Origin of the sequence: Actinophytocola xinjiangensis, assembly GCF_001921215.1 — a bacterium.
In the GTDB taxonomy this organism is placed as follows: Bacteria; Actinomycetota; Actinomycetes; order Mycobacteriales; family Pseudonocardiaceae; genus Actinophytocola; species Actinophytocola xinjiangensis.
The window spans coordinates 173,105-197,597 of the sequence record NZ_MSIF01000003.1 but is presented as its reverse complement, the minus strand read 5'-3'; the positions used below and the strand labels follow the sequence as shown (position 1 = coordinate 197,597).

Below are 24,493 nucleotides of genomic sequence, written 5' to 3'. Positions count from 1 at the left end.
CTGGTGCGGGACCTGGCCGGGACAAGAGGCTCTGACGGGATGAGACCTGTACGAAAAGCGTTGTCGCGTCTACACTTCCTCTTCTGGGAGCGCTCCCAGAAGAGGTGACGCACATGACTGACCCACACTCGGACAGACCACTGCGGCGCTGGGCCGCCATCATCACCTCGGCGGTCACCCTGGCCGCCGCCCTCACCACCGGCGCCGTCACGGCGCCACCGGCCGCGGCCGCCCCGGACAACGACTGGTTGCACGTGTCCGGCAACCAGATCGTCGACGAGGACGGCAACCGGGTCTGGCTGACCGGCGCGAACTGGTTCGGGTACAACGCCTCCGAACGGGTCTTCCACGGCCTGTGGTCGGCGAACATCACCGAGCTGACCGAGTCGCTGGCCGAGCGGGGCATCAACATCGTCCGGGTCCCGGTCTCCACCCAGCTGCTGCTGGAGTGGCGTGCCGGCCAGACCGTGGCCCGCCCCAACATCAACGAATACGCCAACCCGGAACTGGCCGGGATGGACAACCTGGAGATCTTCGACTTCTGGCTCGCGCTGTGCGAACGGCTCGGGATCAAGGTCATGATCGACGTGCACAGCGCCGAGGCGGACAACTCCGGTCACACCTATCCCCTGTGGTACAAGGGAACGGTCACCCCCGAGCTGTTCTACCATGGCTGGGAGTGGATCACGACCCGCTACCGCGACAACGACACGATCGTCGCGATGGACATCAAGAACGAACCGCACGGCACGCCGAACCAGCCGGCCAGGGCCAAGTGGGACGACAGCACCGACCCCGAGAACTTCCGGTACGCGTGCGAGACCGCCGGCCGGCGGATCCTCGCGATCAACCCGAACCTGCTGATCCTGTGCGAGGGCATCGAGGTCTACCCGCGACCGGGCGAGACCTGGGACTCGCCCAACACCGACCCCGACCAGTCGCCGAACTACTTCTACAACTGGTGGGGCGGGAACCTGCGCGGCGTGCGCGACCACCCGATCGACCTGGGCGACCAACTCGTCTACTCCCCGCACGACTACGGCCCGCTGGTTTTTGATCAACCCTGGTTCCAGAAGCCGTTCACCCGGGAGACGCTGACCACCGACGTGTGGCGGCCGAACTGGCTCTACCTGCACGAGGAGAACACCGCGCCGCTGCTGATCGGCGAGTGGGGCGGGCGTCTGGGCCAGGACGAGCGCCAGGACCGCTGGATGACCGCGCTGCGCGACCTGATCCGCGACGAGGGCCTGCACCAGACGTTCTGGGCGATCAACCCGAACTCCGGGGACACCGGCGGTCTGCTGCTCGACGACTGGCGGACCTGGGACGAGACCAAGTACGCGTTGCTGCGCCCCGCGTTGTGGCAGCACAACGGGAAGTTCGTCAGCCTCGACCACCAGGTGCCGCTCGGCGGTGCCGGCAGCACCACCGGCATCAGCCTCGCCGAACGCTACGGCGGCGAAGGCCCGGGGGACGTGACCGCGCCGACCGTGCCGACCGGACTGACCGTCGGCCAGACCAGCGCGTCGACGGTGTCGCTGTCCTGGACGGCGTCGACCGACGACGTGGGGGTCAGCGCCTACCAGGTCCTGCGGGACGGGGCGATCGTCGGCACGTCGGCGGCGACGTCGTTCACCGACACCGGTCTGGCCGCCGCCACCGACTACACCTACACCGTGCGCGCCAGGGACGCGGCCGGCAACGTGTCGGGGTCCTCGGCGTCGGCGACCGCGACGACCCTGCCGGGGCAGGGCGGTGACGCCGGCTGCTCGGCGGTGGCGCGCACGGTCAACGCGTGGAACGGCGGTTTCCAGGCAGAGGTCACGGTGACCAACACGGGGACCTCGGCGACCGGCGCGTGGACGGTCGCGCTGGAGGTGGCCGCCGGGCGGACCATCGACAGCCTGTGGAACGGCACCCTGAGCGGGTCGACGGTGACCAACGCCCCGCACAACGGCGCGCTGTCCCCCAACGCCGCCACCACGTTCGGGTTCGTGGCGACCGGCGCGGCCGACGGGGTGCGTGTGGTCAGCTGCAGCGCCAGGCGCTGAGGGTCGCGCGAGCCCACGCGTCGACCCGGTCGGCGAAGCCGGCGGCGGGAAAGGTCCCGTCGCCGGCGACGTCGGCGATGGTGACCTCGAACGCCGCCGGTGGCGGGACCGGTGGCGGTTCGGGCTCCTCGGCGGCGTGGCGTGCGCGGTGGTTGTTGGCCTGGCGGGCCTGTTCGGTGAGCCGGGTGGCGGCGTCGAGGCCGCCGGTGGTGTAGGCGCGCAGGACGGCCAGCGGGCGGGCGCGGTGGGCGGCGGGCAGCCGGCTGGGGTGCTGGAGCAGGTAGCAGGCGACGGTCACGCCGTGCAGCGGTCCCCACGGCGGTTGGCGCGAGTGGTCGAGCGCGAGCACCGTGTCGAACAGGTCGGGGCAGGACACCGCCCCGCACTCCACGCAGTGGGTCGTCACGGTCCACACCGTACGGTTCGCGGTCAGAGCGTGTGGCGGATGGTGGTGTCCGCGCAGTTGGTCTCGTCGGGCAGCAGCGGGCGGACCCAGGCGTGGAACGTGGTGTCGCCGTGGCGCCAGGCGGTCATCCGGCCGGTGGTCTCGCCGGTCTCCTGGGCCAGGGTGGCGGCGGGTCCGGTGAGCAGGACACAGCCGTCGGCGGTCGGGGCGGGCAGCGGCCACGGGCTGGTGGGCGTGTCGAGGGTCGGGTCGATCGAGTAGGTGACGGCGACCGTGGCCGGGCGGTAGGGCGCGGGCGCTTCGGTGAAGTCGCCGGCCGGCCAGGTGTGCGGGGTGAGCGACTCGGCGTACTCGGCGGCCTCGCCCCGGGCGCCGAAGTCGTCGGAGCTGGGGGCGGGGACCTGGACGACGTGGGTGGTTCCGGCGGTGCGCAGTTCGACGACCAGGACGCCGCCGTCGGCGATCTGTTCGTCGAGCCGGTAGTCCTCGTCGTCGAACAGGTCGGCGTCGTCGGCGTCGGAGAACAGGGCGTTGACCCGTTGGGGCGTCAGGTGGTACTCGGTCAGCCGCACGACGCCGCGATCGTCGGTGTCGCGGGCGATCGCCAGGCCGTCGCCGTAGAGGACGAAGTCCGGCGGGTCGAACATCTCGGGGCTCATCGCCATCCCCGGGTGCCGGTGTGCCAGCAGGACCAGTCCGTCACCGGCGGCCGGTGCGGGCGGGGCGGAGCAGCCGGCCGCCAGCAGGGTCACCAGTATCCACGCGGTTCGCACGTCTACCAGGACGTGGCGTCACCCCGGGTCGGTTGCCTGTCAGGGCGGTGGTCATCGCGGTCAGGCGGGCGACGGTGGCGGGGGTGAGGCTGACCCAGTCGCCGTCGCGGCGTAGCGCGTACCGCCCGGCTGGGGTGTCGATCCAGGTCACCGGCCCGGGGACGCGGGTGCGGCCGACGGTGGCGCCGATCTGTCCGCCGCCGGTGCGGGTGGTGACGGCGCGGGTGAGGGTCGTGGCGTCGGCCTCCCGCAGTCCGGCGGCGAGCAGGGCGTGGGTGAACGCGGGGGCGCCGCCGGTGTCGCCGGCGCGGCAGGCCGTGGCGTAGTCCCCGACGGTGACGGTCACCGGCAGTCCCGGCGCGGCTGGCAGTGGCGGGAGCCGGTCGAGCAGGGCGGCGGCCAGCGCGCCGGGAGTGCTGGCGGCCAGCCGGATCCGCTCGCCGTCGCGCAGCGCCACCGCCGCGTCCTGGTCGCCGGCCGCGCCGAACCCGTCGGCGCCGGGCGTGCGCAGTTCGAGGGTGACGTGCCCGTCGGTGAGGGTGCGCAGCAGCGCGGCCAGCGCCGGGGCGGGCCGGTCGACGCCGCCGAGTCCGCGTGCCGCCAGCGCGGCCGACGCCTCGGCGGCGTGCCCGGCACGTTCGGCCGGCGTGGGTCCCGGGCGGGGTAGGTCGAGGACCGCCGGCGGGTCGGTGTGGGCCGGCCACAGCAGGAACAGTTCGACGGGGTCGAGCGGGATGGCCTCACGCATCGGGCAGGGCTCCGATCACCGAGGCGCTGATCATCAGCCCGCCGGGTGGCTCGCCGACGGTCCACAGGCCGGGGTCGTCGACGGGGAACAGGCCGCGTCGTTCGTGGTCCTCCTCGCGGCCGGCGCCGACGCCGCCCATCGGGAACGCGCCCAGTCCACCGGGCTGGGCGCCCGGCCGCGCGGCCAGCTGTCCCGCGCCGACCCCGCCGGGCGGCTGGCCGGTCATCGCCCCGGCGAGCACCCCGGGCCGGGGCGCGGGTTTCGCCGCCACCCCAGCGGATCCGGCGCCTCCGCCACCGGCGGACGCCTCGGGACCGGGAGCGGGCGCGATGCCCGTGGCCGTGGAGGCCGTCACGGTCGCCGCCGCCGGTTCGGTGGGGCGGTGGCGGGGGTCGGGCGGGGCGAAGCGGGGGACCGAGCGGTACACCTCGCGGGACGCGGCCTGGAACTGGTCCATCACCCGGGCCGCCTGGGCGTGCTGGGTGCGCCGGTCGTCGGCGGCGGCCGCCTGGTCGTCGAGCAGGACCCGGGCGGCGTCGAACTCGCCGGCGGGCACCGTGGGCGGGGACGGCGGTGGCATGGTTTCCCGTGCGCGGGCGGCGTTGTCGGCCTGCCGGGCGACGCAGTGGGCGACGTCGGTGGCGGTGTCGCCGGCGTCGCGGGCCCAGCGGGCCAGGGCGGTGATCCCGTCGGTGGCCAGGGTGGCGGTCTCGCCCTGCCAGGCGTCGGCGGTGGCGGCGGCCAGCCTGGCCAGCTGGTCGCCGACCCCGGACAGCCGCTCGCCGAGCACGGTCCACTCGGCGGCGACGGACTGGCCGACGTCGGGGTCGAGCCGCTCGGTGACCATCCGGTGCAGCGTGGCGTGCGGCACCGACAGCCAGTCGAAGCTGGTGGCCAGGTCGGTCATGGCGCGGCCCTGCCGATCGTGCCGGCCGCGTCGTGGTCGGTGGTGTCGTAGAGGCCGGCGGCGAGCCGGACGGTGGCCGCCACGTCGTCGAGCAGGGCGTGGAAGGCGGCCAGGGCCGGGGTGAGTCCCCGGTCGTTCACCGCCACGCCGCGCAGTCGCCGGGACAGCGCGTGGCCGACCCAGTTGTCGCCGAAGCGCAGCGGCCGGTCCAGGCGGGGGCCGGCGGTGACCAGTTCGGCGGTGTGCTCGCGCAGGGCGGCCAGCTCGTCGAGCAGCCGGTAGGCGCTGTCCAGGTCGATGCGCACGGTGCCGGCCTCGGCGGCGCGGTGGGCGGTGCCGATCCGGTCGGCGGCGGGGTCGAGGTTCATCACGGCTCCACGCTCGAACTGATCGGGTGGTCGAGGTCGAACGGGTCGTGCGGCCGGGGAGCGGGGCCGCGCCGGGCGGAGTCGTCGAGCGCGTCGTCGAGTTCGGACTCGCGGCGGATCAGCCGGGTGCGCACCTCGTCGAGCCGGTCGACGAAACCGCGGACCGCGTCGTCCAGTTCGGGGGGAAGGTTCTCGATGGTCATGGTCACCGCCGCCAGCCGGTGTCGGGTGCGGTCTGGAAGTCGTCGGCGCCGCTGGCGAGGTCGCCGAGTTCGGGCGCGAGGTCGGTGGCGGCGTCGATGCCCAGCGACAGGTTCTCGGCCGTGCCCTCCGGCAGGTCCTCCCGTTCGCCGAGCTCGGTGATCGCCACGTCCAGCGAGTAGTCGACGGCGGCGCCGGGGCTGCGGGTGGCGTCGATCAGCGCGCGCAGGTCCTCGGGCAGCTGGTGGATCTCCTGGACGACGAGCTTGGCGTTGTCGAAGAAGCCCTTGGCCTCCTCCCAGTCCTCCTTGGCCGACTCCCACGGTGGTTTCCCGTCGAGCAGGTCCCCGCCGGCGTCGAGGAGCTTGCCGCCGATCCCGCCGGCGTACTTCTTGAGGAGTTCGACGCCGGCGCTGATCAGTTTCACGACGACCCCGGCGAGCTTCTCCACCAGGTCGGACACCATCCGGTAGGCGAAGGCCGTCACCCGGTGCAGCGGCGCCTCGTAGGCGATCGCCCCGGCCAGGGTCGTCTGGTAGCCGGCGAACGACGCGCCGGCGCCGCCCTCCCAGTGCCCGTCGAGCCGGCCCAGTGAGGAGGTGAGGCTGGAGGCGAGGGCCTCGGTGGCGTCGGCCGCGCGGTCCAGCGCGTCGGCCTTCTGGTTGAGCACCAGCCAGTTCCCGGTCAGCGGTGCGGTGATCTGCTCGACGATGCTGAACTCGTCGACGCCGGGGATCAGGCCGGTGACCGTGCGCACGATCAGGTCGATGGTGCCGAGGGTGTCCTTCGCGTTCTCCTCGACGAGCTTCTCGAACCGCTCGCCCTGGTCGGCCAGTTCGGGGGTGCCCAGGTCGTCGATCGGGGTGTGGTCGTAGGGCTCCAGCCCGGGGTGGTCGGCCTCGAACCGGTAGGAGCCACGGCCGATGGCGTCCTGGATCATGGTGAACCGGTCGGGCCGGTCGGCGCCGAGATAGCTCCACGCGGTGTTGCGCAGGGCCCGGTCGGTGTCGTGCAGGGCCTGGCCCCGGGAGCGGATCCGGGTGGCGGCGGCCTCGGCGTAGTCGTCGACGGCCGGCGCGAGCAGTCCCATCAGGACACCGCCGAACCCGGTGGCCGCGCTGGCCCGGGTGGTCAGGTAGCGCTCCAGGACGTAGGTGTCCATGGCCGACTCGCCGCACAGCCGCGCGTACCCGGCGATGTGACCGGGGTCGACCTCGTAGTTTCCCGTCATGGCGCCATGCTCTCGACGGTGCCGGGAAGGGCCGAGCGGAACGTTCCGGTCGTGCCCGTGGGGGCGTCGCCTACGGTGGCCCGCGTGATGTTCGGACGGTACCGCGTCGAGGAACTGCTCGGCAGGGGCGGCATGGGCGAGGTGCACCGCGCCCACGACACCGAGCACGACCGCGTCGTCGCGCTCAAACGGCTGACCGTGTCGCTGACCGGGGAGACCTCGGGCGCGGCGGAGGCCCTCGCCCGGTTCCGTCGCGAGTCGCGGATCGCGGCCTCGCTCGACGGCCCGCACATCACCACCGTCCACGACTACGGCGAGGTCGACGGGCAGCTGTACCTGGCGATGCGGCTGGTCGAGGGCACCGACCTGCGGCGGCTGCTCGACGACGGCCCGTTACCGGCGCCGCGGGCGATGACCGTGCTCACCCAGGTCGCCGTCGCGTTGGACACCGCGCACGCGGCCGGCGTGGTGCACCGCGACGTCAAGCCGTCCAACATTCTGCTCGACGCCGACGGTACGGCCTACCTGGCCGACTTCGGGATCGCCAAGTCGCTGGCTCCGGAGGCGACCAGCGTGACCCGCTCCGGGGAGATCGGCACCCTCGACTACATGGCGCCCGAGCGGCTGATGAACCGCCCGGCCGACCACCGCGCCGACGTGTACGCGTTGGCGTGCGTGCTGTTCGAGTGCCTCACCGGCAAGAAACCGTTCCCCGCCGACGATCCGGCCGGCAAGCTCGCCGCCCAGCTCAACGACGCGCCGCCGGCCCCGTCGCTGTTCGACTGGCGGGTGCCGCGCGCGGTGGACCTCGTGGTGGCGACCGGTATGGACAAGGAGCCCGACCGGCGCTACCCGAGCGCGGGGGAGCTCATGGCCGCGGCGGCCACGGCGTTGCGCCAGCAGGCCGCGACCGCGCCGCTGACCGCGCCGGCCCTGGCCGGCGAACCCGGGCAGGGCGGCATCATGGACGCCATCGTCGCGGTCGCCGCCGGGCGGGTGGCCGGTGAGCGGGCCCGCCTGGACCTGTGCCCGTACCCGGGGCTGCGCAGCTTCTCCGCCGCCGACAGCGAACTGTTCGTCGGCCGCGAGCACGCCGTGACCGACGTGCTGGTGCGTCTGTCGCGCCAGTCGGCCGCCAGTGGGCCGCTGCTGGTCGTCGGCGCGTCCGGGTCGGGGAAGTCCTCGCTGCTGCGGGCCGGGGTGCTGCCGGCGCTGGCGACCGCGCGGGAGCCGTGGCCGCGGCTGGTCACCACGCCGGGGCCGCACCCGATGCGCACGCTCGCCGCGCGGCTGGCTCCGATCGCCGACGCGGACGCCGACGGGCTGGCCGCGTGGCTGTCGGCCAGCCCGGCCGAGTTCGGCACGCTGGCCGCGCGGCTGGCCGAGGACCGGGGCGCGCGGCTGGTGCTGGTCGTGGACCAGTTCGAGGAGCTGTTCACGGTGGCGGCGCCGGCCGAGCGGGAGGCGTTCGCGACGCTGCTGGCCAACGCGTGGCCGGCGCTGGTGGTGGTGGCGGTGCGCGCCGACCACGTCGACCAGTGCCTGCGGCTCGCGCCGCTGCGCCCGGCGATGGCCAGCCCCTACCCGCTCGGCCCGCTCACCCGCCACGACCTGGAACGGGTGATCGTCGAGCCGGCGTTGTCGGCGGGCCTGGGCGTGGAGGAAGGTCTGGTCGACCGGCTGATCACCGACATCGGCGCCGGGGACGCCGCCGGCTACGACCCTGGCGCGCTGCCCCGCCTGGCCCACGCGCTGCGCCAGACCTGGGAGAACCGCGACGGGTCGATGCTGACCCTGCGCGGCTACCAGGACACCGGCGGCGTCGACCGGGCGGTCGCGCTGACCGCCGACGGCGTGTACAACCGGCTCCCCGAAGGGGACCGCGCGGTGCTGCGGGCGGCGCTGTTGCGGATGGTCGCCGTGCTCGACGGCGGCGGCGTGGCCCGGCGGCGGGCGCCGCTGGCCGAGATCCCCGACCAGGTGCTCACCCACCTGGTCGCCGCCAGGCTGGTGACCGCCGAGGCCGACGGCGTGCAGTTGGCCCACGACGCGCTGCTGACCGCGTGGCCCCGGCTGCGGGAGTGGGTCGAGCAGGACCGGCAGGACCTGGTGCTGCGCCAGCACCTGGGGCAGGCGTCGGCGGCGTGGCGGGCCAGTGGCCGCGACCACGGCGAGCTGTACGGCGGCGCGCGGCTGGCGGCGACCCTGGAGTGGGCGCAGGGCCGCGAGGACCTGACCGACACCGAACGCGGGTTCCTGCGGGAGAGCCGCCGCGTCCAGCAGCGCACCACCCGCCGGCTGCGCGGGCTGGTCACCGGGCTCGCGGTGTTCCTCGTGGTGGCGCTGGTCGCCGGTGCGGTGGCGGCGGTGAAGTGGGGCGAGGCGACCCGGGAGGCCGACACCGCGCGGTCGCGGCTGCTGGCCGCCGAGTCGTTGGCCGACAGTGGCACCGACCCCAACGGCGCGGCCCGCCGCGCGCTGGCCGCCTGGCACACCAGCCGCACCGCCGAGGCCAGGGGCGCGCTGCTGTCGGCCGCCACCCGCGACCACCCGGTCACCTACGCCACCGGCCTGGACCAGGCCAGCGCCGTGGACGTGAGCCCCGACGGGCGGCTGGTCGCCGCCGGGGGACCGGACGGCGAGCTGACCGTGGTCGACACCGCGACCGGCCGGCCGGTGGACGCCGCGTTCGACGGGCACACCACCACCATCACCGACGTCGAGTTCTCCCCGAACGGCACCGTGCTGGCCACCGCGAGCGAGAGCGCCGACCTCGACCAGGGCGTGCGGCTGTGGTCGATGCCCGGCGGGCGGCTGCTGCACACGCTCAACGCCGGCAACTTCGTCGCCTGGCGCGCCGACGGTGAGGCGCTGGCCGCCCCTGCCTCCGACGGCACCCGGCTGGGCGTGTCCGCCTGGGATCCGGCGACCGGCGCGGCGACCGCGTGGCTGGCCGGCCCGTACACCGACGCCGCCCCGCTGCGCGGCGCCTACAGCCAGGACGGCACCCGGTTCGCCGTGGGCCGGGGCGACGGCGCGGTCGAGCTGTGGGACGCGGCCGCCGGCACCCGGCTGCGCGTCGACACCCGCCACGTCGAGGGCGCCACCACCGCGCGGTCGACCGACCCGCCCACCCGCGAGCCCGAGGTCGCGTTCAACCACGACCTGCTGGTGTCGGCCAGCTACCTCGACGGCCGGGTCCGGTTCGCCGACGCCCGCACCGGCAGACCCCGGGGCCGCGCCCTGGAGGCCGACTACCCGGGCATCGGGTTGAACCTCACCGTCGACGGCGCCCACCTGCTGACCATCGCGGCACCGGCCGTCGGGCTGACCCGGTGGAACGTGCCGGCCCGGCGCCGTGCCGGCGGCTACGCCCAGGCCCCGGGCGAGGGCGGGGTCGGTGCGGTGGTGCTGGTGTCGGTCGGCGCGTCGGCCGCCGGGGTGGTCGCCGGCCAGGTCGACGGGGACGTGGTGGTGTGGCCGGCCAACCCCGGCTGGTACTTCGGGCCCGCCGAGCCGGTGTACCGGGTGGCGTTCGGCCCGGACGGCGAGCAGGTGTCGGCGGTGGCCGGCGACGGTTTCCACAACTGGGACCCGCGCACCGGCCGCGCGGTACCCGCCGGCTACACCGCCGGCGGCGGGCCGTTCGACATCGGGTTCCTGCCCGACGGCACCCGCGTCGTCGGCAGTGTCGACGGTGCCGTCACCTGGGTGCCGCCCGACGGCGAGGAACGCTCGGTCGGGATCGGGACCACCGACCGGATCGTCGACGGCGACCTGACCGTCTCCGGCGACGGCGAACTGGTCGCGGTGAAGGTCGTGACCGCGGGACCCGGCGGCGGCAAGGACACCAGCGTGTACGTCTGGGCGGCGCGCTCGCTGGAACGCCGTGCCGTGCTGGACTTCGGCGCCGACGTCACCGGTCAACCGGTGTTCTCCCCGGACGGGGAGCGGCTGCTGCTGTCGGTCACCGACGCCACCACCACCGAGGACCCCGGCGGCTCCGGCGGGCGGCTGCGGGTCTGGCGCACCTCGGACTTCACCGAGCGGGAACCGTTGGCCACCAACGACCACGGCACCCCCACGTTCACCCCCGACGGCCGCGTTCTGGTCACCTCCGGCGGCACCCGCGTCCAGGTCCGCGACCCGGACACCGGGGCGGTGCGCCTGGAGTTCGGTGAGCACGCCGGTGAGATCCGGGCGCTCGCGGTGTCCCCGGACGGGCGGCTGGTGGCGACCGGGACGGTCACCGAGCCGGTCGTGCGGCTGTGGGACCTGACCACCGGGACCCCGCTGGCCACCCTCACCGGACACGGCGCCGGCATCCACGACCTGGTGTTCTCGCCCGACGGCCGGACCCTGGCCAGCGCCGGCGAGGACAGCGACGTCGGCCTGTGGACCGTGCGCCCCGAGGACGCCCTGCGCCGCGTCTGCGACGATCTGGGCGGTACCGGGGACGGGTGCCGGTGAGGCCGACAGGGGGAGGGCGTCGTGGTGAAGGTCGTGGTGCGGGGCAAGGAGATCCACCCCGTCTCGATCGGCACCGGCGAGCGGCTGCTGTTCGGCCGCGCCCCGCACGGCGAACACCAGCCGGGCCGCAGCGCCATCCGCCTGCCTGACTGCGCCCCGCACGTCTCGGCGGTGCTGGCCGAGCTGGTGGTGGGCGCGGAGATGGCGCAGCTGCGCTGGCTGGGCACCAACGAGGGCCGGCTCTCCAGCCTGCTGCACGCCCCCGGCGGTGCCCGGCGGGTCACCCTGGTCCGCGACCTGACGGCGATGCTCGACGAGGGCAAGAACGAGCTGCTGGTGCTGTCCGGGCGGCGGATCAAGGGTCTGTTCGCCGACCTGGAGCTGAGCATCGTGGTGTCCGGCATCGCGCCGGTGACCGGGTCCGAGCCGGTGGTGCCGCGCGGGCTGACCGCGCCCAAGCCGCACGTGCGGGACAACCAGCTGGTGGCCGGGGGCAAGGAGTGGTTCGTGGCCCTCGCGCTGGCCGAGCCGTGGCTGGCCGGCCAGGACGACTTCCCGTTCCCGCCGACCAACCGGCGGATCTACGAGCGGATCCTGTACTGGCGCGGCGACGCGTGGAACCTGGTCAAGTCCCAGCGGGTGGACGACGTGATCCGGGTGGTGTCGCGGATCGCGTTCGGTGAGCTGGAGGACCCCTACACCGAGGCGCGGGCCGGCCGGATCCAGAACCCGAGGTTCGCCGTCGGCAAGCGGGTGGCCGAGTACCGCATCGTCACCTCGGCCGACCTCGACCAGGCCGAGCAGCGGGCCAGGGCCCGCCAGCAGGGTGCGGGCCCGGCTCAACGCGGGCACAGCGCTGACTGAGGGCGCACACATCGGTGGCCGACAGGATCGGGTGCGCCGGCCCGCACCGGCCGGCGTATCGGTACTCACCTGGAGGTCGCATTGCGCAAGTTCAGCAGGCGGACGGGTCTCGCGGGGCTGGTGACCGCGCTGGCCCTGGCGATGGTCGGCATGGCCAACCCCGCCGTGGCGTTCGCGGACAGCTGCGACGGCACGTACCTGATCGTCGGGCACTCGGGCAGCAACGGGAACCCGACGTACGAGACCCTCCACACCCGCAACTACCCCAACCCCAGCGGCGAGTTCGGCATGACGGCCGGCGGTCCGCTGGGCTACCTGGCGCTGGCCGGCACGATCCGGCCGAACGGCACGGCGGTGTACTCGTTCTACAACGACACGCCGACCGGTTCGGTGCTGGTCGCCCAGTTCACCAAGAGAGCCGGCAGCAACGGTGTGATCCGCCAGGAGCCGGGCGTGAGCACCGATCCGTTCGCCAACCCGGGTGACCGGCTGCGGGTGCAGGGCTACTGGGAGACCAACGCCTTCTGCTCGCCGACCCGTTCGCTGGACACGACCCTCGGCTGGATCAACTTCGTGTAGCGGCACCGGCGTGCCGGCGGGCGTTGACCCGCCGGCACACCGGCCGGACAAGGAGCTTTCCCATGCGCAGAAACAACTCCGTGGTCCTGCGGCTGGTCGCGCTCACGGTCGCCGTGCTGGGCCTGGCCCCCGCTCACGCGACGGCCGAGGCCGCCTGTGACACGACGTTCGTCACGGTCGCGGTGACCGACGCCGCCGGGAACCCGGTCCCGGGCTCGGTGCTGGACTCCCGGGATCCGGGCCGGGTGGTCGGGCTGACCCTGTCCGGCCCGGACCACCACCTCACCGCCGGCGGGACGATCCGGCCGCAGGGCAACGAGGTCGTGTCCTTCCAGCGCGGCGGTCTGCCGGTCTTCCAGGGCCGGTACCGGGCGGACTCCCTCGGCCTGGTCCTCGGGCGGCCGTGGGACGTCTCGCCCGGCGTCGTCCCCGGCGACACGCTCGACGTGCTGGCCCAGTGGGACTCCCTGTCCTGCGGGGTCCAGGCGGTGGCGCTGGGCACCGTGCTGGTCACCTGACCGTGCGGTCCTCGCCCTGCACGAGGGAGACCTGGTAGGTCTCGGGAATCCGGCAGGCCACCACGAACACCAGGAACGAGAGCACCGCCAGGTAGATCGCCGGGGCCAGCAGGCTGCCGGTCGCGTCGACCAGCCAGGTGCTGAACAGGGGAGCGGTGCCGCCGAACACCACGTAGGCGGCGTTCAGGCTCATCGCGGCACCGCTGTACCTGGTCCTGGTGGGGAACAGTTCCAGCCAGACGATGCCGACCGTCCCGAAGAAGATCCCGAGGGTGATCGCCAGCAGGCTCTCGCCGATGATCGCCGGGGCCAGCGAGCCGGAACTGGCCAGCCAGTAGGCGGGCACCGCCGCCAGCGCGCTGGACAGCGCCCCGGCGACCAGCATCGGCCGGCGGCCGACCCGGTCGGAGAGCCGTCCGGCCAACGGCATCGCGATGAACGCCATGGTCAGCGCCACGCTGTTGGCGATCAGTGACTCCGACTCGGTGAGTTTGACCGCCTCGCTCAGGTAGGACGGGAAGTAGCCGGTGAGCGAGTAGAAACCCAGCCCGGACAGCGAGGCCATGACGAACGCGAAGCCCAGTGCCCGCCGGTGTTCGCGCAGCACGCTCAGCAGCGGGGCCTTCGCGACCCGTTCGGCCCGCTTGGTCTGTTCGAAGGCGGGGGACTCGGCGACCCGGCGCCGGATGTAGATGCCGACCAGCGAGATCACCCCGCCGAGCAGGAACGGGATCCGCCAGCCCCACGAGGTGAACGCCGCCTCGCCGAGTACGGAGTTCAGCGCCAGCACGAACAGCGCGGCGAACACGGCGGGGATGACGCCGAAGGCGTAGGCCAGCGCCACGTACCCGCCGCGGCGCGCGGGCGGGGAGTGCTCGGCGACCAGCGCGTTGGAGCCGATGGCCTCGCCGCCGACCGACAGGCCCTGCAGCAGCCGGGCGACGACCAGCAGGATCGGCGCGAGGATGCCGATCTGTTCGTAGGTGGGGAGCACGCCGACCAGCGCGGTCGAGGCGCCCATCAGCAGGATGATGATCGCCAGGACGCCCTTGCGGCCGGCGCGGTCGCCGAGGTGGCCGAACAGCAGCCCGCCGACCGGGCGCATCACGAATCCGACGGCGTAGACGGCGAAGGTCGCGAGCATCGAGGCGACCCGGGAGTCGCCGGGGAAGAACAGGGTGGCGATGACCGAGGCGGTGTAGGCGTAGATGACGAAGTCGTAGAACTCGACGAACTGGCCGAGCGCGGCGGAGACGAGTACTCGTCGCCGGCCGTGCTGATCGGTGTGCGGACCCGCGGTCCGCGTTGCGGTGTCGCTCATGGAAGCCTCCTCGATTCCACGGATGTCGGGCTTGCCAGGCGGACCGTCGACCGACGTCTGTACCGATCGGTCTGTACACGATAGGCCTGGTGAAAGGGCCGATCAAGAGGGAGAGAGAACCGGGTTCTAGTTGGTGCCGCGCGTGTCTCGCCAGGCGGCGATCGCGCTCCGGGTTTCCGGCAGGTTCCACAGCTCGGCGTAGGCCTGGAGCGAGACCTGGAGATCCGGATCGGTGGCCCCTGCCTGGGCCACACTGCGTTGTTTGATGATCCGCACCGCGTGCGGTGCGCTGCGGCAGATCTGGGCGGCCATCGCGATGGCCGCGTCGAGTGGGTCGTCGGTGACGGTGACGGGCAGGCCGAACTCGACGGCCTGGGTGGCCGTGAGCGTCTCCCCGGTCAGCAGCAGCCGGCGGGCGCGGTGAGCGCCGACCGACTGCGCGAGACGGGCCGCCGCATAGCCGGCGACCAGCCCGAAACGGGCCTCCGGCAGGGAGAACCGCGCCGTGGGCGCGGCCAGGATCCAGTCGCAGGCCAGCGCCAGCTCGAAGCCGCCGGCGGTCGCCGCGCCGTGCACCACCGCCAGGACCGGCTTGGTCAGCCGCTCCGGCAGGGCGTTCACCGCGAGGAACCGGGCGACGAACTCGGTCGGGTCGCACGGCGCCGGCGGAAACGCGCCGATGTCCGCACCGACCGAGAACGTCCGGTTGGTGCCGGTCAGGACCACGACCCGGACACCGTCGTCCTGGTTGGCGGCGGTCAGGACCTCCTCAAGCCGGTCGTGTGCCCGCGCGGTGACCACGTTGACCCCGCCCGGGCCGGACAGCGTGACGACCCGGACCGGGCCCTCGTCGCGAACCGAGATGTCCATCGCCACCTCACTCCGGCGGTGGTTCGGGTTGATCGGGCCGGTCGGATCGCTCGGATCGCTCGGATCGCTCGATGAGACCGGTCAGCAGCAGGTCCACGTAGCGGTCGGCGATCTGCTCCGGTGAGAGCGGACCGTCGGCGCGCATCCAGCGGGCGGTGTAGTTGAACATGCCGAGCACGCCGCGCACGTCGACCGCGTCGACCGCGCGCCACAGTCCGGCCCGCGCGCCCTCCTGGAGAACCCGGTGCCAGAGCTGTTCGAACTCGCGCCGGGCGTCGATCACCTGCTGCTGGTACTCCTCGGACAGGAAGCGGGCCTCGCGCACCGCGACCTGCCAGCCCTCGCCGTGGGTGGCGTGGTGGCGCAGCAGCGCGCGGGCGATGTTGTGCAGCTTCACGTCCGGCGGGTCGTCGGTGTCCACGAAGGGCAGCGTGGTGTCCAGCGCACTGCGCAGCAGCGACATGCTGATGTCGAACAGGATCTGTTCCTTGCTGCCGATGTGGTAGTACAGCGCGCCCCGGCCGAGGTTGACCGCCTTGGAGATCTCCTGCACGCCGGTCCCGTGGAAACCCTTGTGGATGAACAACTCCGTGACCGTCTCAAGGATCTTCTCGCGCATGCTCCGGTTGGCGTTAGTCATCGGCTCCATCCACGGCTGAGAGACGTCGCGAGACCTCGGGCGGGACACCACATTCCTTGAGGACAGTCTCGGAGTCCGAGCCTAGCGCCGGTGCCGGCAGCCGCCGGAAGTCGGGACCGGCGCGGGAGAACACCACCGGCAGGGTCAGCGCGTCGTACTCCTGCTGGCCGCCGGTGCCGGGGTGGGGCAGGCGGGTGACCGTGCCCCGCTCGCGCACCAGGTCCGAGTCCAGTGCCTCGTCCAGGCCCGACAGGACGGTCAGGCAGCAGTCGTTGGCCTCGGCGAACTCCCGCCACTGGGCGCGGGTGCGTCCGGCCATGATCCGGGTGACCTCCTCGTGGGTGGTCGAGCCGGACGGGTCGTAACGGCCGGCCAGCAGGTCGGGCCGGCCGACGCCCTGGCACCAGGTCGCCCAGAACTTCTCCTCCAGCGCGCCCAGCGCCACCCAGCCGTCGGCGCAGCGGTACACCTGGTAGCAGACCGCGCCGCCGCTCCAGATGCCCTCGTTGGTCGGCCGCGCCCGGCCGGTGCCGAGTACTCCGGCGACGGTCATCGGGGCCAGGGTCAGCGCGGCGTGCGCGATCGACACGTCGATGCGCTGGCCCCGGCCGGACTCGCGGCGTTCGTGCAGCGCGGCCAGGATCGAGGTCGCCGCGTAGAGCCCCGACGCCGAGTCGGCGACCTGCATCGGTACCAGCGAGGGCGGGTCGTCCGGCTGGCCGGTGTGCGAGAGCAGGCCCATGGCGGCCAGGTAGTTCAGGTCGTGCCCGGCCGTGAGGGCGTGCGGACCGTGCTGGCCCCAGCCCGAGATCTGGCAGAACACGATCCCGGGGTTGACCTCGCACAGCGCGTCGTAGCCCACGCCGAGCCGGTCGAGCACCCCGGGCCGGAACGACTCCACCAGCACGTCGGCGGTGCGCGCGACGGCCAGCAGCGCCTCGGGGCCTCCCGGCGCCTTCAGGTCGATCACCACCGAGCGCTTGTTCCGGTTGACGGCCCGGAAACTCGCCGAGGACGTGGTCGGTTCGGCGTCGGGCAGGTGCGGGCCCCTGGTCCGTGCCGGGTCGCCGGTCGGGGCCTCGATCTTGATCACGTCCGCGCCGAGGTCGGCGAGGACGAGCGTGCAGAGCCCGCCCGGCAGCAGGCGGGTGAGGTCAAGGACACGGACACCGGAGAGCACTTGATTGGGCACGGCGGCGAGCTTACGGTGTACAGACCGATCGGTACAAGGAGTTGTGCATGCGAGATGCGGTGATCGTCGAAGCCGTCCGGACGGCCCAGGGCAAGCGTGACGGCGCGCTGTCCACCGTCCACCCCGTCGACCTCGCGGCGGAGGTGCTCAACGCCCTCGTCGCGCGGACCGGGATCGACCCCGGCGAGGTGGACGACGTCATCCTCGGCTGCGTCACGCAGCTGGGCGACCAGTCCAGCAACGTCGCCCGGTTCGCCGTGCTGGCCGCCGGCTGGCCCGAACACGTCCCCGGCGTGACGGTCAACCGCGCCTGCGGCAGCAGCCAGCAGGCCCTCGACTTCGCCGCGCAGGCCGTGATGGCCGGTCAGGCCGACCTGGTCGTGGCCGGCGGCGTCGAGTGCATGAGCCGGGTCCCGCTCGGCGCCGCCCGCGAGGTCGGCGTCCCCTACGGACCACGCGTGCTCGCCCGCTACGACGGCTTCGGCTTCAACCAGGGCATCTCCGCCGAGCTGATCGCCGAGAAGTGGTCGCTCGGCCGCCGGCGGCTCGACGAGTTCGCCGTCGACTCCCACCACAAGGCCGCCGCCGCCATCGACTCCGGCGCCTTCGCCGGTCAGATCGTGCCGATCCCCGTCGAGGGCGGGACGTTCACCGTCGACGAGGGCGTACGCCGCGACACCGGCGTCGACAAGCTCGCCCAGCTCACCCCCTCCTTCCGCGAGGACGGCCGCATCCACGCCGGCAACTCCTCCCAGATCTCCGACGGCGCCGCCGCGCTGCTGGTCACCACCCCCGAACGGGCCAAGGCCCTCGGTCTGACGCCGATCGTGCGCTACCGGGCCGGCGCGGCGTGCGGCGGCGACCCGGTCCTGATGCTCACCGCCCCCATCGACGCCACCCGCAAGCTGTTGGGCCGCACCGGGTTGGCCGTCGGCGACATCGGCGCCTTCGAGGTCAACGAGGCGTTCGCCCCGGTCCCGCTGTCCTGGTTGGACGAACTGGGCGCCGCGCCGGAACGGCTCAACCCGCTCGGCGGGGCGATCGCCCTCGGCCACCCGCTCGGCGCCTCCGGCGCGTCGCTGATGACCCGCCTGGTCCACCACCTGCGGGACAACGACCTGCGCTACGGCCTGCAGACCATGTGCGAGGGCGGCGGCACCGCCAACGCCACGCTCGTCGAGCTGGTCGGGTAGCGGCATGCGCAGAACGCTGTTCACCGAGGAACACGAGGCGTTCCGGGTCATGGTCAGGGACTTCGTCGACAAGGAGGTCACCCCGTCCTATTCGGACTGGGAGGCCGCCGGCAGCGTGCCGCGCGCGGTGTTCGACCGGCTCGGCGACCTCGGCGTCATGGGAATGAACCTGGGCGTCGAGTGGGGCGGCGGCGGCAACGACGACTACCGTTTCAACGTCGTGCTGCAGGAGGAGACCGCGCGCGCCGGGGTCACCATCGGTCCACTGCGGACCCACCTGGACGTGATCCTGCCCTACTTCCTGCGCTACGCGACCGACGAGCAGCGCGGCCGGTGGTTCCCGGGGCTCGCCACCGGCAAGCTCATGACCGCCATCGCGCTCACCGAACCCGACACCGGCTCCGACCTCGCCGCCGTGCGCACCCGCGCGGTGCCCGACGGCGACCACTACGTCCTGGACGGCGCCAAGACCTACATCACCGGCGGACACCTGGCCGACCTGGTGATCGTGCTGGCCAGGACCTCGACCGGGCAGAACCGCCGCGACGGGCTGACCCTGCTGGTCGTCGAGGACGGCACCGAGGGATTCCACAAGGGACGCAAGCTGGACAAGCTCGGCCTGCGCGCGCAGGACACCGTCGAGCTGACCTTCGACGGCGTGCGCGTCCCGGCCACCAACGTGCTCGGCACCGCCGGCGAGGCCTTCCGCCACCTCACCTCGAACCTGCCGCAGGAACGGCTGGCCATCGCGGTCGGCGCGGTCGCCCAGACCCGCGCGGCCATCGACCTGACCGTCGACCACGTCCGCCAGCGGACGATCTTCGGCCAGCCGCTGGGATCCTTCCAGAACACCAAGTTCGAGCTGGCCGCGATGACCGCCGAGGCGACCGCCGCCCAGGCACTGCTCGACGCCGCCGTCACCGCCCTCGGCGACGGCGAACTGACCGGTGCCGACGCCGCCGCGGTGAAACTGTTCTGCACCGAGACCCAGGGCCGGGTCGTCGACCGGTGCCTCCAGCTGTTCGGCGGGTTCGGCTACGTCACCGAGTCCGCCATCGCCCGGCTCTACGCCGACGCGCGCGTCACGCGGATCTACGGCGGCACCAGCGAAGTGATGAAGTCGATCATCAGCAAGTCCATCGGACTGTGACGGGAAAGGGAACACGGGATGCGGTTGGACGGCGTGTCCGCCATCGTGACCGGCGGGATGTCCGGTCTCGGACTGTCGACGGCACGGCACCTGCTGGGGCATGGTGCGTGGGTGACCATTGTGGACCTGGAACGGAGCCGTGACTCCCGGACACTGGACGAGCTGGGCGACCACGCCCGGTTCGTGCCCGGTGACGTCACGGTGACCGACGACGTAGAGGGTGCGATCGAGCAGGCCGGGCAGGACGGTCCGGTCCGCGCGCTGGTGCACTGCGCCGGCCGGGGCAGCGACCGGCTGCGGATCGTCGACCGCGAGCACCGGCCGGGTCCGCTGGAATCGTTCACCGAGGTGGTGACCACCAACCTGGTCGGCACCTACAACGTCCTGCGCCTGGTCGCCTCGGCCATGAGCCGCAACGAACCCGTCGACGGGAGCCGGGGCGCGTGCGTGCTCACCGCGTCGGTCGCCGCCTTCGACGGCCAGATCGGCCAGACCTCCTACACCGCGTCCAAGGCCGGCGTGCACGGCATGACCCTGGTCGCCGCGCGTGACCTGGCCCGCCACGGCATCCGGGTCAACACCATCGCCCCCGGCACCTTCGACACCCCCATGCTCGCCCGCCTGCGCGAGGACCTGCGCGAGCAACTGGCCGCCGCCGTGCCGCACCCCAGCCGGCTCGGCCGCGCCGACGAGTTCGGCGACCTGGCGGTCAGCGTGCTGCGCAACGACTACCTCAACGGCGAAACCATCCGGCTGGACGGAGCGATCAGGATGCCCCCACGATGAGCGAGGTACTGGTCGAGCGCCGGGACCGGACACTGGTCATCACCATCAACCGCCCCGAGCGCCGCAACGCCATGACCCGCGCCGCCGGCGAGCTGATCGCCGAGGCCCTGGACCAGCTCGACGCCGACGACACGCTCAGCGTCGGCGTGCTCACCGGCGCCGGCGGCACGTTCTGCTCCGGCATGGACCTGCGCCGCTTCGCCGCCGGCGAGCTGGCCTCGGTCCCCGGCCGGGGCTTCGCCGGGCTCACCCAGCGCCCGCCGGACAAACCGCTGATCGCCGCCGTCGAGGGCCACGCGGTCGCCGGCGGCTTCGAGACCGTGCTGGCCTGTGACCTCGTCGTCGCCGCCCGGGGCGCGAAGTTCGGGCTGCCCGAGGTCCGCCGGGGCCTGGTCGCCAGGGCCGGCGGCCTGATGCGCCTGCCCCAGCTGATCCCCCGCTCCGCCGCCATGCGGTTGGTGCTCACCGGCGACACCGTCGACGCCGCCCAGGCCCACACCTGGGGCCTGGTCACCGAACTGGTCGAGGACGGCACCGCGCTGGAGCACGCGCTCGCCCTGGCCGAGCGGATCGCGCGCAACGCACCGCTCGCGGTCCGGGTGTCCAAGCAGGTCATGGCCGCGTCGGCGGACTGGCCGGCCGGTGAGCGGTTCGCCAGGCAGGCCGAGCTGACCGACCCGGTCTTCGACTCCGCCGACGCCGTCGAGGGTGCCCAGGCGTTCGTCGACAAGCGCGAACCTCGCTGGACCGGACGGTGAGGAGGACACGGTGAACGACCAGACCAACCGGCACACGGCCCGACAGATCGGGATCGCCTCGGTGTTCCGGCAGAGCGTGGCCCGCTTCGGCGACCGGGTCGCCGTCGAGTCCGAGGACGGCGTGCGCCTCACCTACCGCGAGCTGGACCGGCTCGCCGCCGGCGTCGCGGCCCTGATGCTGCGCCGCGGGGTGCGCCGGGGCGACCGGGTCGCGGTGATGTCCGACCCCTGCCCCGGCTACGTCGCGGTCAACCTGGCGGCCGCCAAGCTCGGCGTGACCCTCGTCGGCATCAACACCCGCTACACCGCCGCCGACGCCGACTACTGCGTCCGCGACGCCGACGCGAAGCTCCTGTTCTTCGACGACGCCCACCGCGACGTCCTCGACGGCGTCACCGGCTTCGCCGACGCCGTCGAGCTGACACTGCCCACCCTGGCCGCCACCGACGCCACCGGGCTGGTCGAGACCGGCCGGCCGGAGGACATCCACACGATCATCTACACCAGCGGCACCACCGGAAAACCCAAGGGCGCGATGATCAGCCAGTCCGCCGCCGCGATCCGCGCGCTGCGGTTGGTGTCTTCGTTCGGCCTCACCGGCGCCGACGCGTTCCTCGGCTGGCTGCCGCTGTTCCACACCAGCGGCGAGGAACCGCTCAACGCCACCTTCCTCTCCGGCGGCCGGTACCTCACCTTCCGCCGCGCCGAACCCGGCCCGCTGGTCGAGGCGGTCGAACACCGGGGCGGCAGCTGGACCTGGCTGCTGCCCGGCATGTCCGCCCAGTTCCTCGACCTGGCCGCCGCCCGGGGCGCGGACCTGGACGGGCTGCGGTTCGCCGGCGGCTACGGCAACCTGCTGCCCGGCCGGCTGCTCGACGACCTCCTCGGCCGGGGCGTGGCGTTCGTCGACCTGTTCGGCCAGACCGAGTCCAGCCTGCTGATCGCCGCCAACCGGATCGACACGCCCGGCACCCGCGAGTGGGACAAGTACCCGGCCCCGCTGCTGGATGTGCGGATCGTGCGCCCCGACGGCACCGAGGCCGGGGTCGGCGAGCCGGGGGAGTGCGTGGTGCGCGGCCCGTCGGTGATGAGCGGCTACCTCAACCAGCCCGACGCCACCGAGGAGGTCTTCCGCGACGGCTGGCTGCACACCGGCGACCTGCTGGCGCGCACCGAGGACGGCGCGGTGCGGTTCGTCGACCGCAAGAAGTACCTGATCAAGACCGGCGGCGAGAACGTCTACCCGATGGAGGTCGAGCTGGCGGTCGGCGCCCACCCGGACGTCGCGGAGGTCTGCGTCGTCGGCGTCCCCGACGACCGCTGGGGCGAGACGGTCAAGGCGTTCGTCGTGCTGCGCCCCGGCGGCGTCGCCGACCGCGCCGCGCTCGACGAGTACTGCCGGGGCCGGCTCGCCGGCTTCAAACGGCCACGAATGATCGAGTTCATCGACGGCGACGCCCTGCCGCGCAGCACGACGGGCAAGGTCGTCCGTGCCGAGCTGGGCAGTCGGCCAGTGCGGGAGGAACACCGTGTATAGGAACGTCTCCGCCGACCCCGGGCCACGGCTGGACGAGCGGGAACTGTTACAGGCCCTGGACAGCGCCAACGTCCCCACCCTGATCCCCGTCCTCTACCAGCTCACCGGCGACCGGAAGTGGCTGGGCGAGCGCTACCGCCCCACCCGGGCGCGCGGCCTGGACGACAACCCCACCGGCGGCCTGGACCCCGAGATCCGCGCGGAACTGCGCCAGGCCACCGCCGCCGCCACCCTGCGCTGGGCCGCCGGCGAACCCGTCGCCCACCCCGCGCCCCGGGGCGCGGAGCTCGTGGAGCTGATGAGTGCCTGCATGGGCGAGGAGATCCCCGCCGAGTACGAGCCGATGGCCGCCGAGGACCTCGGCTTCGCCCCCGAGGCCCTGCCCACCCCCGAGGCCGACGCCGCCGCCAGCGGCCTGTCGGTGCTGATCATCGGCGCCGGCATCTCCGGGCTGGTGCTCTCCCGCGACCTCACCCACGCCGGCATCCCGCACGCCATCCTGGAACGCAACGACCGGGTCGGCGGCACCTGGGTCAACAACCCCTACCCCGGCTGCGGTGTCGACACCCCGAGCTACCTGTACTCGTTCTCCTTCTACCAGCGCGACTGGTCCCAGCACTTCGCCAAGCGCGCCGAGCTGGAGACCTACGTCGCCGACATGGCCCGCGACCTCGACCTGGTGCGCAACGTGCGCTTCGGCGTCGAGGTGCTCGGGGCGTCCTGGGACGAGCAGGCCCGGCACTGGACGGTCACCGCGCGCGGCCCCGGCGGCGAGCTGGAACGACACACCGTGCCGGTGCTGGTGTCGGCCGTCGGTCAGCTGAGCAAACCCAAACTGCCCGACATCAAAGGGATGGACACCTTCGGCGGCCAGGTCTTCCACTCCGCCCAGTGGCCGGAGGGCCTCGACCTGACCGGGAAACGGGTCGCGGTCGTCGGCACCGGCGCCAGCGCCATGCAGATCGTGCCGGCGATCGTCGACCAGGCCGGCGAGCTGACCGTGTTCCAGCGCTCACCCCAGTGGGTCGCGCCCAGCGACTACTACTTCGAGCCGATCGGGGCCGGTCTGCACCAGCTGATGCGCCAGGTGCCGTTCTACTACGAGTGGTACCGCCTGCGCCTTGGCTGGATCTTCAACGACAAGGTCCACCCGTCGTTGCAGGTCGACCCCGAGTGGCCGCTGCGGCCACGGTCGATCAACCGGACCAACGAGGGCCACCGGGGACACTTCGAACGCTACCTGCGCACCGAACTCGACGGCCGCCCCGACCTGATCGCCAAGGCCCTGCCGGACTACCCACCCTTCGGCAAACGGATGCTGCTGGACAACGGCTGGTTCCGGGCGCTGCGCCGTGACCACGTCACGCTGGTGACCGACGCGGTCGCCGAGCTGACCGAGGACGCCGTCGTCACCGCCGCCGGCGAGGTCCACCAGGCCGACATCGTCGTACTGGCGACGGGTTTCGAGGCCCAGCGACCCACCTACCCGCTGGTCCTGCAGGGCACCGGGGGAGTGACGCTGCGCGAGGCGTGGAACGACGACGACGGCCGCGCCTACCTCGGGGTCGCCACCCCCGGCTTTCCCAACCTGTTCATCCTCTACGGCCCCAACAGCTCGCTGGGTCACGGCGGCAGCTTCATCTTCCTCGCCGAACGCGCCGCCCGGTACGTCACCGAGCTGTTGTGCGCCATGGTCGACGAGGACGTCGCCGCCGTCGAGATCGGGGAGCAGGCGTGCGCCGAGTACGTCCGGGCCGTCGACGAGGCACACGACCGGATGATCTGGACCCAGCCGGGTTTCACCACCTGGTACGCGAACTCCCGAGGACGGGTCATCGCCAACATGCCGTGGCGCGTCGTCGACTACTGGGAGCTGACCCGCTCGGCGTCGCTGACTCCCTACCGCACCCACCGCCGATGAAACGGAACA

General features: G+C 73.1%; 22 protein-coding genes. 11 read left to right on the top strand and 11 right to left on the bottom strand.

Going from position 1 to position 24,493, the window contains the following annotated elements:
* Positions 1 to 113: 113 nt before the first annotated feature.
* Positions 114 to 2,051 carry a cellulase family glycosylhydrolase gene (locus BLA60_RS08700; protein ID WP_075132279.1) on the top strand — a complete coding sequence of 646 codons (1,938 nt, stop codon included), beginning with the start codon at positions 114 to 116 and terminating at the stop codon, positions 2,049 to 2,051.
* On the opposite strand, the gene BLA60_RS08695 is transcribed toward BLA60_RS08700, so the two are convergent.
* From BLA60_RS08695 to BLA60_RS08665, 7 genes are read right to left on the bottom strand one after another with little or no spacing between them, the layout of a single operon-like run.
* Positions 2,029 to 2,457: a DUF5946 family protein gene (locus tag BLA60_RS08695; protein ID WP_075132278.1), complete on the bottom strand. Its 429-nt coding sequence runs from the start codon at positions 2,455 to 2,457 to the stop codon at positions 2,029 to 2,031. The genes BLA60_RS08700 and BLA60_RS08695 overlap by 23 nt on opposite strands.
* Before the next feature lie 23 nt (positions 2,458 to 2,480).
* Positions 2,481 to 3,209 carry a hypothetical protein gene (locus BLA60_RS46155; RefSeq protein WP_075132277.1) on the bottom strand — a complete coding sequence of 243 codons (729 nt, stop codon included), beginning with the start codon at positions 3,207 to 3,209 and terminating at the stop codon, positions 2,481 to 2,483.
* Positions 3,157 to 3,978 (bottom strand): ESX secretion-associated protein EspG, encoded by an 822-nt coding sequence (locus BLA60_RS08685; protein ID WP_075132276.1) that lies wholly within the window; start codon positions 3,976 to 3,978, stop codon positions 3,157 to 3,159. The genes BLA60_RS46155 and BLA60_RS08685 overlap by 53 nt, the downstream gene beginning before the upstream one ends.
* A complete protein-coding gene (locus BLA60_RS08680; RefSeq protein ID WP_075132275.1) occupies positions 3,971 to 4,885 on the bottom strand; it encodes a hypothetical protein in 915 nt (304 codons plus the stop codon). Before BLA60_RS08680 ends, BLA60_RS08685 begins: the two co-directional genes overlap by 8 nt.
* Positions 4,882 to 5,253, bottom strand: coding sequence for a hypothetical protein (locus BLA60_RS08675; protein WP_075132274.1), 372 nt, complete (start codon positions 5,251 to 5,253; stop codon positions 4,882 to 4,884). Before BLA60_RS08675 ends, BLA60_RS08680 begins: the two co-directional genes overlap by 4 nt.
* Positions 5,253 to 5,456, bottom strand: coding sequence for a hypothetical protein (locus tag BLA60_RS08670; RefSeq protein WP_154814221.1), 204 nt, complete (start codon positions 5,454 to 5,456; stop codon positions 5,253 to 5,255). Before BLA60_RS08670 ends, BLA60_RS08675 begins: the two co-directional genes overlap by 1 nt.
* Positions 5,457 to 5,458: 2 nt before the next feature.
* Complete coding sequence (locus BLA60_RS08665) at positions 5,459 to 6,685, bottom strand: hypothetical protein (protein WP_075132272.1); 1,227 nt, start codon at positions 6,683 to 6,685, stop codon at positions 5,459 to 5,461.
* Between the two features lie 87 nt (positions 6,686 to 6,772).
* On the opposite strand from BLA60_RS08665, the gene BLA60_RS08660 reads away from it, so the two are divergent.
* The 4 genes from BLA60_RS08660 (at position 6,773) to BLA60_RS08645 (ending at position 13,116) form a co-directional block, all read left to right on the top strand.
* On the top strand, positions 6,773 to 11,155 hold the full coding sequence (locus tag BLA60_RS08660; protein ID WP_245811916.1) for a serine/threonine-protein kinase: 4,383 nt from the start codon (positions 6,773 to 6,775) through the stop codon (positions 11,153 to 11,155).
* A 21-nt stretch (positions 11,156 to 11,176) separates the two neighbouring features.
* The gene (locus BLA60_RS08655) at positions 11,177 to 12,019 is read left to right on the top strand and encodes a hypothetical protein (RefSeq protein WP_245811889.1); all 843 of its coding nucleotides are present in this window, start codon (positions 11,177 to 11,179) and stop codon (positions 12,017 to 12,019) included.
* A gap of 81 nt (positions 12,020 to 12,100) precedes the next feature.
* Entirely contained in the window at positions 12,101 to 12,598 is a 498-nt protein-coding gene (locus BLA60_RS08650; protein WP_075132270.1) for a hypothetical protein, read from the top strand.
* A gap of 62 nt (positions 12,599 to 12,660) precedes the next feature.
* Complete coding sequence (locus BLA60_RS08645; RefSeq protein ID WP_075132269.1) at positions 12,661 to 13,116, top strand: hypothetical protein; 456 nt, start codon at positions 12,661 to 12,663, stop codon at positions 13,114 to 13,116.
* Here BLA60_RS08645 and BLA60_RS08640 read toward each other — a convergent pair.
* From BLA60_RS08640 to BLA60_RS08625, 4 genes are all read right to left on the bottom strand, one after another.
* Positions 13,109 to 14,437, bottom strand: coding sequence for an MFS transporter (locus tag BLA60_RS08640; protein ID WP_075132268.1), 1,329 nt, complete (start codon positions 14,435 to 14,437; stop codon positions 13,109 to 13,111). The two genes, BLA60_RS08645 and BLA60_RS08640, sit on opposite strands and share 8 nt — an antisense overlap.
* Before the next feature lie 126 nt (positions 14,438 to 14,563).
* Positions 14,564 to 15,307: an enoyl-CoA hydratase/isomerase family protein gene (locus BLA60_RS08635; RefSeq protein WP_075132267.1), complete on the bottom strand. Its 744-nt coding sequence runs from the start codon at positions 15,305 to 15,307 to the stop codon at positions 14,564 to 14,566.
* Positions 15,308 to 15,314: 7 nt separating this feature from the next.
* Positions 15,315 to 15,947 carry a TetR/AcrR family transcriptional regulator gene (locus BLA60_RS08630; protein WP_162292928.1) on the bottom strand — a complete coding sequence of 211 codons (633 nt, stop codon included), beginning with the start codon at positions 15,945 to 15,947 and terminating at the stop codon, positions 15,315 to 15,317.
* The gene (locus BLA60_RS08625; protein ID WP_075132265.1) at positions 15,940 to 17,139 is read right to left on the bottom strand and encodes a CaiB/BaiF CoA transferase family protein; all 1,200 of its coding nucleotides are present in this window, start codon (positions 17,137 to 17,139) and stop codon (positions 15,940 to 15,942) included. The genes BLA60_RS08630 and BLA60_RS08625 overlap by 8 nt, the downstream gene beginning before the upstream one ends.
* Before the next feature lie 47 nt (positions 17,140 to 17,186).
* On the opposite strand from BLA60_RS08625, the gene BLA60_RS08620 reads away from it, so the two are divergent.
* The 6 genes from BLA60_RS08620 to BLA60_RS08595 are packed head-to-tail and all read left to right on the top strand — an operon-like array spanning position 17,187 to position 24,484.
* Positions 17,187 to 18,332 (top strand): thiolase family protein, encoded by a 1,146-nt coding sequence (locus tag BLA60_RS08620; RefSeq protein WP_075132264.1) that lies wholly within the window; start codon positions 17,187 to 17,189, stop codon positions 18,330 to 18,332.
* Between the two features lie 4 nt (positions 18,333 to 18,336).
* Positions 18,337 to 19,482, top strand: coding sequence for an acyl-CoA dehydrogenase family protein (locus BLA60_RS08615; RefSeq protein ID WP_075132263.1), 1,146 nt, complete (start codon positions 18,337 to 18,339; stop codon positions 19,480 to 19,482).
* Between the two features lie 18 nt (positions 19,483 to 19,500).
* Positions 19,501 to 20,268: an SDR family NAD(P)-dependent oxidoreductase gene (locus BLA60_RS08610; protein WP_075132262.1), complete on the top strand. Its 768-nt coding sequence runs from the start codon at positions 19,501 to 19,503 to the stop codon at positions 20,266 to 20,268.
* On the top strand, positions 20,265 to 21,026 hold the full coding sequence (locus BLA60_RS08605) for a crotonase/enoyl-CoA hydratase family protein (RefSeq protein ID WP_075132261.1): 762 nt from the start codon (positions 20,265 to 20,267) through the stop codon (positions 21,024 to 21,026). The genes BLA60_RS08610 and BLA60_RS08605 overlap by 4 nt, the downstream gene beginning before the upstream one ends.
* Positions 21,027 to 21,036: 10 nt before the next feature.
* The gene (locus BLA60_RS08600; protein WP_162292927.1) at positions 21,037 to 22,563 is read left to right on the top strand and encodes a class I adenylate-forming enzyme family protein; all 1,527 of its coding nucleotides are present in this window, start codon (positions 21,037 to 21,039) and stop codon (positions 22,561 to 22,563) included.
* The gene (locus BLA60_RS08595) at positions 22,556 to 24,484 is read left to right on the top strand and encodes a flavin-containing monooxygenase (RefSeq protein WP_211288650.1); all 1,929 of its coding nucleotides are present in this window, start codon (positions 22,556 to 22,558) and stop codon (positions 24,482 to 24,484) included. The genes BLA60_RS08600 and BLA60_RS08595 overlap by 8 nt, the downstream gene beginning before the upstream one ends.
* Positions 24,485 to 24,493: the final 9 nt, after the last annotated feature.

What these genes read in the sequence shown, in the direction of transcription:
- BLA60_RS08665 (WP_075132272.1), bottom strand. Translation starts at nt 6,685, where the DNA reads ATGACGGGAAACTACGAGGTCGACCCCGGTCACATCGCCGGGTACGCG.
- BLA60_RS08670 (WP_154814221.1), bottom strand. Translation starts at nt 5,456, where the DNA reads ATGACCATCGAGAACCTTCCCCCCGAACTGGACGACGCGGTCCGCGGT.
- BLA60_RS08640 (WP_075132268.1), bottom strand. Translation starts at nt 14,437, where the DNA reads ATGAGCGACACCGCAACGCGGACCGCGGGTCCGCACACCGATCAGCAC.
- BLA60_RS08675 (WP_075132274.1), bottom strand. Translation starts at nt 5,253, where the DNA reads ATGAACCTCGACCCCGCCGCCGACCGGATCGGCACCGCCCACCGCGCC.
- BLA60_RS08610 (WP_075132262.1), top strand. Translation starts at nt 19,501, where the DNA reads ATGCGGTTGGACGGCGTGTCCGCCATCGTGACCGGCGGGATGTCCGGT.
- BLA60_RS08620 (WP_075132264.1), top strand. Translation starts at nt 17,187, where the DNA reads ATGCGAGATGCGGTGATCGTCGAAGCCGTCCGGACGGCCCAGGGCAAG.
- BLA60_RS08680 (WP_075132275.1), bottom strand. Translation starts at nt 4,885, where the DNA reads ATGACCGACCTGGCCACCAGCTTCGACTGGCTGTCGGTGCCGCACGCC.
- BLA60_RS08630 (WP_162292928.1), bottom strand. Translation starts at nt 15,947, where the DNA reads ATGACTAACGCCAACCGGAGCATGCGCGAGAAGATCCTTGAGACGGTC.
- BLA60_RS08700 (WP_075132279.1), top strand. Translation starts at nt 114, where the DNA reads ATGACTGACCCACACTCGGACAGACCACTGCGGCGCTGGGCCGCCATC.
- BLA60_RS08645 (WP_075132269.1), top strand. Translation starts at nt 12,661, where the DNA reads ATGCGCAGAAACAACTCCGTGGTCCTGCGGCTGGTCGCGCTCACGGTC.
- BLA60_RS08685 (WP_075132276.1), bottom strand. Translation starts at nt 3,978, where the DNA reads ATGCGTGAGGCCATCCCGCTCGACCCCGTCGAACTGTTCCTGCTGTGG.
- BLA60_RS08660 (WP_245811916.1), top strand. Translation starts at nt 6,773, where the DNA reads ATGTTCGGACGGTACCGCGTCGAGGAACTGCTCGGCAGGGGCGGCATG.
- BLA60_RS08635 (WP_075132267.1), bottom strand. Translation starts at nt 15,307, where the DNA reads ATGGACATCTCGGTTCGCGACGAGGGCCCGGTCCGGGTCGTCACGCTG.
- BLA60_RS08615 (WP_075132263.1), top strand. Translation starts at nt 18,337, where the DNA reads ATGCGCAGAACGCTGTTCACCGAGGAACACGAGGCGTTCCGGGTCATG.
- BLA60_RS08605 (WP_075132261.1), top strand. Translation starts at nt 20,265, where the DNA reads ATGAGCGAGGTACTGGTCGAGCGCCGGGACCGGACACTGGTCATCACC.